The sequence below is a fragment of the Pseudoclavibacter sp. RFBJ3 genome, from assembly GCF_002931375.1.
Lineage (GTDB): Bacteria > Actinomycetota > Actinomycetes > Actinomycetales > Microbacteriaceae > Pseudoclavibacter.
The window spans coordinates 471,781-485,639 of sequence record NZ_PSXZ01000015.1; the positions used below are offsets into that span (position 1 = coordinate 471,781).

Annotated in this window: 13 protein-coding genes; 10 read left to right on the forward strand and 3 right to left on the reverse strand. The window is 71.6% G+C overall.

All coding sequences use genetic code 11. The annotated features are described in order from the left end of the window. Positions 1 to 26: 26 nt before the first annotated feature. Entirely contained in the window at positions 27 to 326 is a 300-nt protein-coding gene (locus tag C5E07_RS16055; RefSeq protein ID WP_104300562.1) for a phosphopantetheine-binding protein, read from the reverse strand. Positions 327 to 637: 311 nt separating this feature from the next. On the opposite strand from C5E07_RS16055, the gene C5E07_RS16060 reads away from it, so the two are divergent. From C5E07_RS16060 to C5E07_RS16080, 5 genes are read left to right on the forward strand one after another with little or no spacing between them, the layout of a single operon-like run. Beyond that, entirely contained in the window at positions 638 to 1,735 is a 1,098-nt protein-coding gene (locus C5E07_RS16060) for a DUF6177 family protein (RefSeq protein WP_104300564.1), read from the forward strand. Between the two features lie 2 nt (positions 1,736 to 1,737). Further along, on the forward strand, positions 1,738 to 2,073 hold the full coding sequence (locus C5E07_RS16065) for a hypothetical protein (RefSeq protein ID WP_104300566.1): 336 nt from the start codon (positions 1,738 to 1,740) through the stop codon (positions 2,071 to 2,073). A gap of 1 nt (position 2,074) precedes the next feature. Beyond that, on the forward strand, positions 2,075 to 2,443 hold the full coding sequence (locus tag C5E07_RS16070) for a DUF6507 family protein (RefSeq protein ID WP_104244283.1): 369 nt from the start codon (positions 2,075 to 2,077) through the stop codon (positions 2,441 to 2,443). Then, positions 2,440 to 4,881: a hypothetical protein gene (locus tag C5E07_RS19565; RefSeq protein ID WP_181058093.1), complete on the forward strand. Its 2,442-nt coding sequence runs from the start codon at positions 2,440 to 2,442 to the stop codon at positions 4,879 to 4,881. The genes C5E07_RS16070 and C5E07_RS19565 overlap by 4 nt, the downstream gene beginning before the upstream one ends. A gap of 9 nt (positions 4,882 to 4,890) precedes the next feature. Then, the gene (locus C5E07_RS16080; RefSeq protein WP_104300568.1) at positions 4,891 to 5,397 is read left to right on the forward strand and encodes a DUF6301 family protein; all 507 of its coding nucleotides are present in this window, start codon (positions 4,891 to 4,893) and stop codon (positions 5,395 to 5,397) included. Positions 5,398 to 5,529: 132 nt separating this feature from the next. Here C5E07_RS16080 and C5E07_RS16085 read toward each other — a convergent pair whose 3' ends face one another. Both C5E07_RS16085 and C5E07_RS16090 read right to left on the reverse strand, forming a co-directional pair. Then, positions 5,530 to 5,838, reverse strand: a complete 309-nt coding sequence (locus tag C5E07_RS16085; RefSeq protein WP_104244287.1) for a hypothetical protein — start codon at positions 5,836 to 5,838, stop codon at positions 5,530 to 5,532. A gap of 25 nt (positions 5,839 to 5,863) precedes the next feature. Continuing rightward, positions 5,864 to 6,211, reverse strand: coding sequence for a hypothetical protein (locus C5E07_RS16090; RefSeq protein WP_104244289.1), 348 nt, complete (start codon positions 6,209 to 6,211; stop codon positions 5,864 to 5,866). A 141-nt stretch (positions 6,212 to 6,352) separates the two neighbouring features. Between C5E07_RS16090 and C5E07_RS16095 the strand changes: the two genes are divergently transcribed. From C5E07_RS16095 to eccCa, 5 genes are read left to right on the forward strand one after another with little or no spacing between them, the layout of a single operon-like run. Continuing rightward, complete coding sequence (locus C5E07_RS16095; RefSeq protein WP_104308671.1) at positions 6,353 to 7,090, forward strand: FHA domain-containing protein; 738 nt, start codon at positions 6,353 to 6,355, stop codon at positions 7,088 to 7,090. Continuing rightward, complete coding sequence (locus C5E07_RS16100) at positions 7,087 to 7,587, forward strand: hypothetical protein (RefSeq protein WP_104244293.1); 501 nt, start codon at positions 7,087 to 7,089, stop codon at positions 7,585 to 7,587. Before C5E07_RS16095 ends, C5E07_RS16100 begins: the two co-directional genes overlap by 4 nt. A 47-nt stretch (positions 7,588 to 7,634) precedes the next feature. Continuing rightward, positions 7,635 to 8,969 carry an EsaB/YukD family protein gene (locus tag C5E07_RS16105; protein ID WP_104300572.1) on the forward strand — a complete coding sequence of 445 codons (1,335 nt, stop codon included), beginning with the start codon at positions 7,635 to 7,637 and terminating at the stop codon, positions 8,967 to 8,969. Then, complete coding sequence (locus C5E07_RS19670; protein ID WP_104300574.1) at positions 8,966 to 9,862, forward strand: hypothetical protein; 897 nt, start codon at positions 8,966 to 8,968, stop codon at positions 9,860 to 9,862. The genes C5E07_RS16105 and C5E07_RS19670 overlap by 4 nt, the downstream gene beginning before the upstream one ends. Next, complete coding sequence (eccCa, locus tag C5E07_RS16115) at positions 9,859 to 13,830, forward strand: type VII secretion protein EccCa (protein ID WP_104300576.1); 3,972 nt, start codon at positions 9,859 to 9,861, stop codon at positions 13,828 to 13,830. The genes C5E07_RS19670 and eccCa overlap by 4 nt, the downstream gene beginning before the upstream one ends. Positions 13,831 to 13,859: the final 29 nt, after the last annotated feature.

Genomic DNA, 13,859 nt, shown 5'->3' on the forward strand with positions numbered 1-13,859 from the left:
CCGGACCAGCCGTCGGGCGACGCAGGCTAGGACGTGCTCGCGTCGAGGGGACGCGGCTCGCGGATATAGGCGGCGATGGCCCGCACGGAGCCGAAGATCTCAGGCTGGTCGTCCGGCAGCTCCACGTCGAACGTGCTGCCGAGGGCGAGGACGACCTCGAGGATATCGATGGAATCGAGGTTCAGGGAACTCTCCTCGAACTCGGTCCCCTCGGCCAGGGCGGCGAAGATCGGCGCGTCGACGTCGACGTCGGCCGTTTCGATCTCCAAGCCCAGCCGGGCAACGATCGCCGCGATGATGTCGCGCTCGAGGTCAGTGTTCGCCATGATGGATTCCTTCTTGTCCGCCGCCCAGGAGGCTACGTTTAAGTAGCACTCCGGACAGTAGCAGGAAGAATCTCGAGTAACAAACCCGGCTTCGTGGCTGTGGAGGAGGCCGCGCTGTGCGGGGCAGCCGCGCGGCGGTGGCGGTGTTCGCATGGGGCGGTCGATCGGCAGGGGAGAACTGCCCTTCGGGTGTCGCCGTTCTGCAGATAATCTGGCGATTCGTCCGAGTGCCCCGGAGGTTCCCAAGTGCCGCACCAGTCCCAAGTGCCGTGCCAGCTCAGCAAGGCCAGAGCCTGCCAGGAGGTGACCGCGTGACCGCGTTCATCGACCCGCTCTCCGACGAGCGAGGTGCTGACGGGGCCGGCGGCGGCTACACGGTCTACTGGGCGTCGGCGGAGCGCGTGACGCTCTCCAGGCCGTTGCAGCGCTTCCTCATGGATGCCCACGCCGCACGACTCCGGCCCGTTCTCGTCACCACCGACCACGCGCACGTCTCCACCTTCGTCGCGGATGCGTTCCAGGCGGCAGGAGGCTACTGGGCCGTCTCCTTCGGGGGAGCGATGTTCGACGCCTTCCGGGGAACACGCATCTCCAGCTTCGGCGACTTCTGGGCGCCAAGGGCCGACCGAGTGCCAGAAGCGCACCCGACGCTCTCTCGCCTTCGCGAGCACACCGTCCCCTCGTTCGTCTTCGACGTGTACGTGCGAGACCGCGCCGACGAGCGCACCCTGATCGGTGGTGTCGCCGACCAGCTCGTCGCTGGTCTCGGCGGGACCGGGCTCGAACGGTGGGGTGTGGTCGAACCGCTCGCCGGGCGCTGGTCTCATGCTGCCGTCACCGAGTCGATGCGGCGGCAGATGCCCGTCACCGAGCGCCACTACGCATCCGGTGACGACGGTGCGGTCGTGAGCCTCGCAGCGTCCCGGACCAAGACGGGACTGCTCGAGCACGTGCGGGGCACCGTGCCGATCCGCGACGCGGAGCTCTCCCCGCTCGCCAACGTGCCAGGCGGTGCGCTCGCCGCGCATCCGCGAGTCCTCGACACCCTGCAGGCGCTGGCAGAGCGGGCACGCGTGAACGTCGCGCTCCTGTCCTGCGGCGAGGTCGAAGAGCGAGCTGGCTCCTCCGGGCGGCTCCCAGGCGTACGCAGGCCAGAGCAGCCATTGGCTGTCCTTCTCGGCGCCCGCGCCGTCCGCGACCTCGCGGTCGACGTCGAGGCGCTCGCCGAGCGACACGACGTCACGACCGTCGGCCTCCGCCGGGCTCCTGCGCTCGTCGTCCGCCTCTCCGGTGGCGACCCGCTGTGGCACCAGCTGCGTGCGTTCGCCTCCGACCTCGACCAGGAGCGCCTCGCGTCCGCACTCGCCCTCGAGTTCGCCACGGGCGACACCAAGGTCGGGAGGAGCTGAGCATGCCGATCGAACTGGTCCTGCTGAGTGAGGTGGCGCCGAGCGACGAGGTCGTCGCGCGCGCCATCGCGGACACGCATCCGGAAGGGCAGCTCATCTCGTTCGAGGGAGGCGCGGTCCGCCACGCCGTCGACGGCGACGGCGCATCGCTGCTCACGCTCTTCGAGAGCCAGCCGATCGTGGACGCGACGAGCGCGGCCGCGGCGCTGGCGCACCCGCCCGCCGCGTTCGGGCTCTGGACGGAGGTGACCGTGCCGAGGGGCGCGGCACAGCAAGGGCGTGAGCTCGCCGAGCGGCTCGCGTCGGCGATCGGCGGCTCAGTGACAGAGAGGGTGTGACGTGTCCGACTGGAAGATCGATCCGACCGGCGTGCAGGGCGTGCTCACGAGCGTGCAGGCCACGCAGGGTGAGCTCGCGACCGTCATCACGGAGGCCGGCATGAACGGCGTCATGGCCGGGGTCGCGTGGGGCGGCGGCATCACCGCCGGAGTCTCCGAGGCACTCGCCGGGCTGCTCACGGAGCAGCAGTCGAATGTCACCGCGGTCGGCAACACCGTGAACGCGAGCGTCGCGGGTGTCGCCAACGCCGTCTACGCCTACAACAACGGGCAGGAGCAGATGGCGCTCGAGTTCCAGGGTGCCATTGCCGACGGCTCGAACGGCGACTTCAGCTTCTTCGAGCAGCACGGATACCAGGGGGACGCATGACGATCGAAGTCTGCACCGGGGACGGCCTCATCGACCCGTCTGCGTTCGTCTGCAAGAGCGCGGACCTCGACACCTCGGTCATCGAGGGCTCGGCGACCTCGCTCGAGGGCATGGGGAGCGGCCTCGTCGAGAAGGTGTCGACGATCAGCACGACCTGGGCGGGCATCGGGGCCTCGTACCAGGCCCCAGAGCAGGAGTCCGTGTACGCGGCGATCTCGCCGGCGACCAACGCGGCCTCCGACGTCGAGACGAGCTTCTCGAGCGCGGCCGGCTACCTGCGCACCTACGCTGAGGAGCTCGAGGGCGTCAAGACGACGCTCAAGGACCTCGAGGATCGAGCCGCCGCCTTCCGGCAGGAGGCGCTCCGGGGCTACAACGTCACGGTGTGGGATGCGCACGGGCTGTCGTGGGAGTGGGCGACGACCGACATCACGAAGCTGGGCGACAAGACCGAGCACATCTCGTGGACCGAGCACGGCCCCGCGCGGGACAAGAACGAGGAGCTGCTCGCCGAGTACGCCGCGATCATCGAGACCGTCTCCGCCGCCGCGACGACTTGCGCTGCCGGGCTCGAGACGCTCAGCACGGGCAGCTACGTCACGGAAGACGAGGCCATCACCGCCGAGGCGATCATGGCGTCGACAGAGCTGCCCTGGGGCTACCCGGCCGACGAGGACCGCAACTGCTCCGAGTCGGTCGCGCACGGCGCCGGCAATTTCTGGCACGGCACGTGGACGGGCGCGGCGTCGCTCATCGGCCGCGACCCCGTCTCCGGCGAGTGGGGCTGGGACAAGGCGGGCGCGGCCTGGGGAGGGCTTGGCAACTTCGCCCTCTCGACGGCCGTCGTGCTGTCGCCGACGACCTGGGCCGTGAAGCTCGTCGCTCCGGGATCGGAGGCCGATCAGTGGTTCGACGATCGCGTGAACGTCGCCGCGACCGGCTGGGGGAGCCTCATCGGCTGGGACCACCAGGCTGCGCTGGCAGGAGAGAACGGCTTCCACGCCTGGGAGGAGGACGCCGTCGCGACGGGCACCGAGACGCTCGCGAACATCGGCACGTTCTTCATCCCAGGGGCGAACATCGCCAAGGGCGTCTCGACGGCGGGCCGGGTCGGCTCGATCGTGACGCGTGCCGGTGCCTTCGCCGCCGACTTCGCCATCCCCGGCGGCTCGCTTGCCGTCGGTCTCGCGACGCGGGGCATCCGGTTCTCGCCGGACGGCCTGCGCATCACGCCGTACGTCGGGGCGACCGGGATCGTGGATGCGCTCGCTCCCACGAGAGGGGTCCCTCCCGTGTCGAACGCGTTCGGCCTCGAGGCGCCCGGCTCGACAAGCCTCCCGGGAACGGGAGCTGTGCCGGGAACTGGAACTGTGCCGGGAACAGGGACCGTGCCGGGCACCGGAGCTGTCCCCGGAACTGGAACTGTCCCGGGAACGGGCGCCGTGCCTGGCACCGGAACCCTCCCGGGCACCGGCCCGGGGTCGCCGACCGCGCCCACTTTCGACCCACCGCCTGCGCACGCACCGGATGGGCCGGGTTCGGCTGTGCCTGGCGGCGATGCGCCTGGCGGCGAGTCCCCGCGGACGGGCGCTCCGGTCAACTCGCCCGGCGTGGAGCCCTCGAGCATCGACCCGCACTCCGCGCACCGCACTCCGACGGACATCGGCGTCGACCGCTCGGCGGACTTCGACGGGCACCACAGCACGCGCTCCGAGCAGGAGGCGATCCGGCATGAGGCGCTCGAGACCCGCAACGAGCAGCTCGAAGCCCTGAACGACCTCGATCTCACGGTCGATGTCGACGGCGGGGCGCTCAACAAGAAGAACATCATGGCGACCATCGACGAGCTCAACGACCAGCTCGATGAGCTGGACCTGCCGCCGGAGGAGCACGCCGCCGCGGCGCAGGCGATCGCCGACCTCGAGGTCGCGGCCAGCGCCGAGCGCGAGGCCTTCGGGGCGCAGGTGGGCGCATCCGAGCAGATGGGCGACCAGGCGGCACGCGACGCGATCGCCACGCAGGGCGGAACGGTTGTGGTCGACGGCGACGGGGCTGGCCCCGGGACGTTCGATCAGATCGGTCTGCGCGTCGGCGAGGACGGAACGCAGACGCTCATCGTCGCCGAGGCGAAGGGCGGCAGCGCGCGCCTCAGCACGACGGGCCGGATCCTCCCAGACGGCACGACGCTGTCCGACGGCACCGTGCTGCCGAATGGCAGCCGCGCGGCTCAGGGGTCCACGCTGTACTTCAACGATGTGTTCCGCAACGACGCCAACCTCGCCGCGTACCTCCGCGACAATCCGGCCCTCGCCGCGGGCCTGGCCGACGGCTCGGTCAGGGTCGACTACCAGCTCGTCAAGGCGAGCCCGGGTGGCAGCATCTCCGTCCAGAGGCTCGGCCTCAACCCTGCCGAGCTGAACCTCGGCCTGCCTCGATAGGATCAGCCCATGGATGCACTCTCGCGCGCGACAGACGAACAGGTGCGGGCGGTCTGCGCGGCCTTCGACGCGGTCGAGTGGCCGCTCGGTCGCGACGGCTACGCGGCGCTGGCTGAGGAACTCGGCTGGCAGCCGAAGCTTGAGACGTCGAGCGGCATCCAGCATCGCTCCGGCTACCCCGTGAGCCTCCCGACCGTGCGGTCGCTGGTCGCCGACGAGGCGGTCTCGCAGATCACGATCGCCGCGAGCGACAAGAGCGACGACTCGGCGGCCCTCTCTCAGGCGGCGAGCGCCCTTCGCGACGCGGTGCACTCGCAGCTCGGGGCCCCGTCGGGCCAGCAGCAGGGAGACCCCTACTGGGAGCTGGGCAACGGCGGACGCATCTGGCTGAAGTCGGTGCCGAAGAAGGTGCTCCTCGTGGTCCAGGACCAGCGCTTCGCCGATATCGAACGCGTCGAGGAGCGTCTCGGTATCGACCCGAGCCGCAATCCGGGCACCGCCGACGACAACCGGTAGCAGCCCGCTGCGCACTGCGCAGCGACCCGAGACGACAGAAGACGGCGGCACGCGTGAAGCGTGCCGCCGTCTTGGGTGCGGGCGTCCCGTGCTCTGCCGAGCGGAAACTCGGCCGAGCACGGGAGGCGCGGCCTAGCTTGGGATCGAGGCGCGCGCAGCCGACAGGGCGCGGCGTGCGACGTCGTCGTTCTCGACGAGCGAGTTGCGGATGGCGGCGATCACGTCGCGCACCTGCTGGCCGGCGGAGTTCCACTGCTGCTCGAGGTGCGCGTACTCCTCGGAGACGCCGTCCGCCTGGTAGTCGGCCATGGCCTGCTTGACGTCGGCGTCGCGGCGGTCGAGTGCCGACTCGAGGCGTGCGGCGACCTGCTCGAAGTTCGCCTGCGTCGCCTCGGAGGAGCCGATGTTGTAGTCGTTGCGGTCCATCTGGTTCGTGAACATGCGTGTTCTCCGGTTCTCGGGAAGGCTAGGCCTGCGGGCGGATGCGCGACAGGAAGGACTCGGAGCTGAAGTCGGTCGAGTTCGACGACGCCTCGTGGGTTGCCGCGCCGTCATCGGCGGCAGCGACGAACGCCTTGTTCTGGCCGCTGATCGACGTGACGATGCCGGCGAGCGCCGAGTTGAGGGCGTTCGAGATGTCGTCCGTCTTGGCCTTGAAGTTGTTGAAGCTGGCCTTCGCCGGTCCGTTGAAGGTGGACGCGAGCGGCTCTGCAGCATCGAAGAGCTGCTTGACGAGCTCGCCGAGGTCGTCCGATTCGGTCTGCGACTTGTTCCCGAGCGTGACCAGTGTCTGGTCTTCCATTGCGAACTTCATGGCATCCTCTCCAGCACCGCGGTCGGCGCGCGTTGTCCTCCGGAGACGTCAGTTCAGCATGATCGCACCGCCCTCGTCCAACTTTTTCGAGGGGAGTTCTCCCCTCCCGGGGTCAGGTTCGTCCGACTAGCCTTGCCACTCGTGTGGAAACAGGCCGATCTCCCAGCGGCGACCCGCCAGCGCGCCTGGTCGGTCGTGGTCGATGTCGCGCTCGGACTCGTCCTCGTGGCTGGCCTGTCGCTCTTGGCCGCGCGGATCAGCGGCGCGTTCGCCGCGCTTGTCGGAGCATCCGCGGCTCTTCTGATGCTCGGCCTCTGGTGGTGGCTGCGGTCGGCCCTCGGCACGAGCCCTGGCCACGCGCTGCTCGGCCTGCGCACCGTCGCGCGCTCGACGGGGATGCCCGCGCGACCGCTTGCCGGCGCGCGTATGACGCTCGACATCCGCGGAGGCCTCGACCCGCTCGAGCTGATGCCGGCTCCCATCGAGCTCGCACCGCCCACGCGTGTTCCCCAGCGCTTCTCGAGCCCGGACCTGGAGCTGCACTTCGACGACGGCTCGCGTCACGTCGTGCGCGGCGTCATCATCGTGGGTCGTGCGCCGCAGGCCACCTCGAGGGGGCAGCGGCCCGTGGCGGTCCCCGACTTCTCGCGGAGTCTCGCGCCGACGCACGTGCGCCTCGAGCCGAACTTCGATGGCGTGCTGGTCACCGACCTCGGCAGCATCGGCGGCACGTGGGCCTTCGCCGGCGGCGACCCGAGGCGGCTCCAGCCGGAGACCGCCATCACGGTTCCCTTCGGCACCGTGCTCGCCCTCGGGTCGCGGCGCGTGCGTCTCGGACGGCCCGGCGCGAACATCGCAGGATCGGGGGTGGCGGCATGAGCGACACCGACCGTACCCTCATCGACACGACTCGCGCCCACCGCGAGCGGATGCTGGGCGCGCTCGCGCACGGACCGCAGGCGACGCGGCGGTCGGTCAACACCAACGTGGGGCGACTGCTCGGCTCGGTCATCCTCGGGGCCGTCATCTGCTGCGCGTGCCTCGGCACGAGCTTCGTCGTGAACCTCCTCGAGGACCGGAAGCAGCAGGAGGCGATCTCCGCGTTCCAGGCCGCAGCCGCCGCGAACCCCGTGCTGCCCGGCGGCACGGTCGTCAAGGATGAGGCCACGGGCTTCCTCCTCGATCAGGCGACGGGCGAGTACACGGACCCACGGACGGGGTTCGTCGTCGACCCCGTGACCGGCTACGCCACCGACCCGGAGGGCAAGCTCATCGACACGAGGATCGGCTGGTACATCGACCCCGCGACGGGCTACTACACGAACCCGACGAGCGGCATCACGATCGACCCGCAGACGCTGACGGTCGTCGAGTGAGCGGCCTCCGGATGACCACCCGTCGCACGACCCCTGAGGAGCACTGAGTGTCGTACACGCGACTCACCGTCATCGGCAGCGAGCGCAAGGCCGAGCTCGCACTCCCGAACAGCGAGCCCGTCGGGGTGCTCCTGCCGCACGTGCTCGAGCTCCTCGAGGAGACCCCGAGCGGGGGCGCCGTGCTGACGCTGACGACACTGACGGGCGTATCCCTCGACTTCGACGCGACCCTCGAAGAGCAGGGCGTGCGGCCTGGGGCACTGCTGCGGGTCACGACCGTGGATGATGCTCCGCAGGCGCCGGAGGTCATCGACATCACGGACGCCATCACCGAGGCTGGCGCTGCGAGGCGGGACGCCTGGACGCAGGCGCACACACGTTCCGTGCTCGCGGTGGCCGCCGGTCTCGCCGCCGCTGGAGCCGGGTTCTGGGTCAGGAGCGCGTTCGCGCTGCCCGCCGAGTGGATGCTCGCCGCGGTCGCGCTGCTCGCCGCCGCTGGCGCGGGTCTGGCGCGGTCCGGCCAGCGGGCCGCGGTGGCTGGGGTGGCGAGCGCTGCGCTCGGCCTCGCCGTGCCCGCCGCTTTCGGCCTTGCCGCCGAGATCGGTGCGGCGAGTGGCCGCGAGGGCGGCTGGGACGCGCTGCCGACCGTCGTGCTCGTCGCGGCGATGGCGGCATGGTTCGTGCTCGGCCTCGTCTGGGGTGTCGGCTTCCAGCGGACCTCCGCGAGGTACGGGGCTGGGGTCGGGCTGCTGCTCAGCGCCGGGCTGTTCTTCGTCGACCTGGCGGGCTTCGACCGCGGTGGCGTGGCCGTGTTCGCCGCGGTGATGAGCGTCGCTGTGCTCGGTCTCCTCCCCGGCGCGGCGCTCTCGCTGAGCGGGCTCACCGCCTACGACGACCGCATCATGCGCGGCGCGCGCGCCACGACGTCGGATGTCCGGGCGGCGATCGCGGAGTCGTTCGCGCAGCTCACCTGGACCGTCATCGCGGTGTCGGCCGTCGCGATCCTCTCGCTCTCCGAGCTGCTGCTCTCGCAGGACCCGTGGCGGCAGGGACTCGCCGCGTCGCTCGCCGTCATCGCGCTGCTCCGCATGCGGACGTTCCCCCTCGCGCCGCCGCGCATCGCCCTCCTGCTGGCTGCCGCGGTGCCGACCGCGCTGTGGCTGCTCTCGACGACGCTCGTCAGCGACGAGGGGAAGGCGCTCATCGCGGGCGTCGCTGCGCTCGTCGCCGTCGTCGTCGCGGCGTGGGAGCCCAGCGAGGTCGTCGCCGCGAAGCTCAGGAGATGGGCGGACATCCTCGAGCTGCTTGTCGTGCTCACGGTCGTGCCCCTCGCGCTCGGCTCGTTCGGCGTCTTCGCCGACCTCCTCGAGGCCTTCCGTTGAGTCGCCTCGACGGGTTCAGGCAGGCGCTCACGGCTCGCGGCGCGGCCGAGCTGCAGGACCTGCGCGAGCGGGCAGCCGTGCCCCTCGCGCTCCGGCGACGTGTCGGCGTCGCCTCGCTGGTTCCGGGCTCGGGATGCACGACCGTCGCCGTCGAGCTCGCGCGCTTCCTCTCCTCCGCGAGAAACAACCGGGTCCGCTTTGTCAGCGCGCAGGGTCCCAGCCCACGACCGGAGCGCGGCCTCGAGGGCACGAGCGTCGAGGCCCTCGAGCTCGCCCCGACCGAGTGGCCGGCGGACGTCGAGGCGTGGTGGCGGCTGCACCGCGCCTCGAGCGACCGGTACGACCTCACCGTCACCGACTGGGGTACCTCCCCGCTCGCACGCATCCGCGACCTCGCCGAGCATTCTCACGTGCTCTGCCTCGTGACGACCGCCGAGCGCGCGAGCATCCAGCACGCCCTGGACATCGCCGCCGCCATCGGCGAGCGCACACGCGTCGTGCTTGTCGCCGTCGACGTGCATCGGAGGGCCGGCCTCGCCACCGAGAGGCTCGTCAGCAGGCTGCCGTTCCCCGCGGTGCTCGTGCGGCACGACCGGGCGCTGGGAGCGGGCGCGGCGCGCGGTCTCGACGGCGTGCGGATGCTGCGCCTCGGCGCCAGGGTCATCGACGCCGCCGCGGGCATCGCGGTGCCGCCTGCTCCTGTTCCTGTGCCTGCCCCCACGCCCCAGGCCCCGCCCCAAGCTCCGCCTCGCGTCCCGGCCCCGGCCCAGGCCAGTCAGGCTCCGCCGCAGGTCCCGCCGCAGGTCCCGCCGTCGGCGCCCCCGCACGTCCCCGCACCCGCCCAAGTGTTCCCGCCAGCACCCCACGCCGACCGACCAGGAGCGCGACCGTGAGCATCCGTGACGCCCACCGCCCCACACGAACGGTCTTCCCCGCGCCCAGGCCCGAGGCGAGGCAGCTCGCCTCGCCCCCCACGCTCAGCGACGAGGCGAGCGCGACGCCGTTCCAGTTCCTCCTGCCGGTCGTCGGCGCCCTCACCTCCGTGACGATGATGGTCGTCATGCGCAACGGGCAGCCGCTGTTCCTCTTCATCGCGGGCATCGTGTTCGTCGTCGCGATCGTCTCGGGCGTCGGCTTCGCCGTCTCCGCGCGGGGCCGCGCCGGGCGCGCGCTCCGCCTCCGCCGCAAGCGCTACCTCGACTACCTCGAACGGCAGCGCAGCGAGCTGCGTGACGAGGCGACGGATGCGGTGCGGGCCGCGAGGCTCGTGCACCCCGACCGCAGCGGGCTCGCCTCCCTTGTGCACGACCCCGCGCGCCTCTGGGACCGCCGCAGAGGCGACGCCGACCACCTGCAGGCGCGCGTGGGAACGGCGACCGTGCCGTGGTTCCAGCTCGCGGTGGCCGCCGAGGATTCGCCCACCGAGCCCGCCGACCCCATCCTGCTCCGCGAAGCGCAGCTGCTCGCCGAGACGCACAGCGAGATCCCCGGCATGCCCGCCATAGCTGACCTTCGCGGCGCATCCGTCGTCGCCGTCATCGGGCCGCGGGAGCGGACCGTGCCCCTCGCCCGCGGCCTCGTCGCCCAGCTCGCAAGCCACCAGCTGCCCGACGACGTGCAGCTCGCCGCCGCCTTCGCCCCAGATCGCGGCGACGACTGGCGGGGCTTCGACCTGCTGCCGCACGCGCAGAACCCCCGGCTGTTCGACGGGCCCGTGCCCGCGCGTCGCGTCGCCCCCGAGCTGCGGCAGCTCGCCGCCGTGCTCGGCAGCGAGCTCCTCGACCGCACGCAGACGGCGGCCGCCGCGAGGCGCCGGGGCGGCAAGGCCACCGCGCTGACCAGCCTCGTCGTCATCGACGACCGCCACGGAGAGCCCGCCCGACCGTTGCAGCTGCCCGACCGCAGCTACACGCCGAGCGAGATCGGCGTCACCGTCATCCACCTCATCGACGATCGCCTCGACGAGCCCGACGACGTCGACGTCCGCATCGAGCTCGACGCGGACGGGGCCGCGCGCCTCACCCACGATGCCGGCGGCAGCGGACAGCGGACGGTGCAGTTCGACGCCGACGAGCTCACCGCGACCGCCTTCGACGGCCTCGCCAGGACCCTCGCCGCGAAGCGCACCTTCGCGGCGGCGGGCGCTCGCGACGACGAGGGCCCAGCCGCCGACATCGCCGAGATCCTGGGCGTGCCCCTCGACAGGCCCGTCTCCCTCGACCGCGTCTGGGCGCCACGGCAGCCAGCGGAGTTCCTCCGCGTCGCGTTCGGCGTCAACGACCAAGGGCGACCCGTGCACCTCGACCTCAAGGAGAGCGCGCAGCAGGGCATGGGCCCGCACGGCATCTGCATCGGAGCCACCGGGTCCGGCAAGTCCGAGATGCTGCGCACCCTCATCCTGTCGCTCGCCGTCTCCCACCCGCCGGAAGACCTCGCGATGATCCTCGTCGACTACAAGGGCGGTGCCGCCTTCGCCCCGTTCGAAGGCCTGCCGCACCTGGCCGGCCTCATCGACAACCTCGCTGACGACCCGCAGCTCACGGTCCGCGCCAAGGCCTCCCTGCAGGGTGAGGTCGTGCGCCGCCAGCAGCTCCTCAAGAGCGCCGACTCGTCGCCCTCGATCTCCCACTACCGCGAGCTGCGGCGCACCCGCCCTGAGCTGGCGCCCATGCCGCACCTGTTCGTCGTCATCGACGAGTTCGGCGAGCTCCTCACCGCCGAACCCGACTTCATCGACCTCTTCCTGCAGATCGGCCGCATCGGTCGCTCCATCGGCGTCCACCTCCTCCTCTCGAGCCAGCGCATCGAGGGCGGGAAGCTGCGGGGACTCGACACCTACCTCTCCTACCGCCTCGGCCTGCGCACCTTCAGCGAGGCGGAGTCCCAGGTGGTCCTCGGCTCCAACGATGCGTTCCACCTGCCGCCAATCCCCGGCTACGGCTACCTGAAGGTCGACACGAGCGTCTACCAGCGCTTCCACGCCGGCTACGTCTCCGGGCCGGTCGACGAGGTCGCCGAGGCGCGCCCTGCCTCCGACGACGAGCATCCGCGCATCGTCGAGGTCCCCGCCTACAACGGCATCGAGAGCGGGGGAGACCCGGATGCGCCGCTCGTGCTGCGTGCGCCGGAGACGCGGCGCACCCTCATCGACGACCTCGTCGCGCAGCTCGACCGGCCGCACAAGGTCCGGCCGGTGTGGCTGCCGCCACTCGCCGAGCGCATCTCGCTGGGCGACGCCTTCGCCGCCGGATCCGGGCCCGCCGCCGAGCCGACGATCGCCGGCGCCACCTCCCTCGCCGACCCGAGCGACGGGCATCCGCTACGCATCGTCGTCGGCGTCGAGGACGAGCCCGCGAACCAGCGCCAGGAACCCTGGGTGCTCGACCTCACCAAGTCCGGCGGCCACATCGCCATCATCGGCGGGCCGCAATCGGGGCGAAGCACCGCGCTTCGCACGATCGCGGCCTCCCTCGCGCTGAGCGGGTCGCCGGGGGCCGTCGGCATCTACGGCATGGACCTCACGGGTGGTGGACTGCGCAGGCTCGAAGCGTTCCCGCACGTCGGCGGTGTCGCCGCTCGGGGCGACGACTCTCGCCTCGTGCGCCTCGTCGAGGAGCTCACCGCCATGCTCCGCATGCGCGAGGAGCTGTTCAAGCGCCACAGCATCGACAGCACGGCGCAGCTGCGGGCCATGCACGCAGCCGGCAAGCTGCCGGAGCTCCCGACCGCCGACATCGTGCTGCTCGTCGACGGATACGGCGCGCTCCGTCAGGACTTCGAGCACCTCGACGGCCCCTTCACGAAGCTCATGCTGCAGGCCTCCAGCTACGGCATCCACCTCGTCGTGACGCTCGGTCGCTGGAGCGAGCTGCGCATGGCCCACCAGTCGCTCTTCGGCACGCGCATCGAACTGCGCCTCAACGACCCCGCCGACTCCGCCATCGACCGGAAGCTCGCGAAGTCCGTGCCGCCCGACTCCCGTGGGCGCGCCCTCACCGACGCGAAGACGCTCGCCCAGTTCGCCCTCCCGGCGCTCGAAGCGGTCGACCCCGACCAGGTCGGCGAGGCTCTCGAGGAACTCGCGGCTCGCGCCGCGGAGTCCTGGAGCGGGCCAGCGGCGGCCCCCATCCGCCTCCTGCCGAACACCATCGACCCGTCGACGCTCCCGGATGCCGCCGACGAGCCGACGGCCGTGCCCCTGGGGCTCCGACAGGACACCATGGACAGCGCCCTCTGGGATTTCCTCGACTCCGACCAGCACCTGGTTGTGCTCGGGGACGCGAAGAGCGGCAAGTCGACGGCGCTGCGCGTCATCGCGAAGGGGCTCGTCGAGCGGTTCACGCCGGACGAGCTCGCCATCGCGGTCGTCGATCCGCGTGGCAAGGTGCCGAGCGTCATCCCCGAGGAGTACCTCGCGGCGCACGCCAGATCGGCCGCCCAGGCCAGTGGGCTCGCCGCCTCCATCGCGAGCGAGCTCGCCGAGCGTCCCGGACGCACCGCCGAGCAGCTGCGCAAGACGCCGAGGGTCGTGCTGCTCGTCGACGACTACGACATCGTCGCGGCGGGTGGCACTGACCCGCTCGGCGCGCTCGTGCCGCACCTGCCCGCGGCCCGGGACCTTGGCATCCACATCGTCGTGACGAGGCCGGTGGCCGGCTCGACGAGGGCCATGTACGCGCCGTTCCTCCAGAGCACGCGCGACACGGGCGGTGCGCTGCTGCTGCTCTCCGGCGACCGCAGCGAGGGCCAGATCGCGCCTCGCGTCTACGCCGAGCGGATGCCCCCTGGGCGCGGCAAGTACCTGCGCCGCGGCGAGGCACCCGCGGTCGTGCAGCTCGCGAACCTCCCCGAGGCCCTCTGACCCCTCCGCCTTGCCCCGACCCGCCGAGG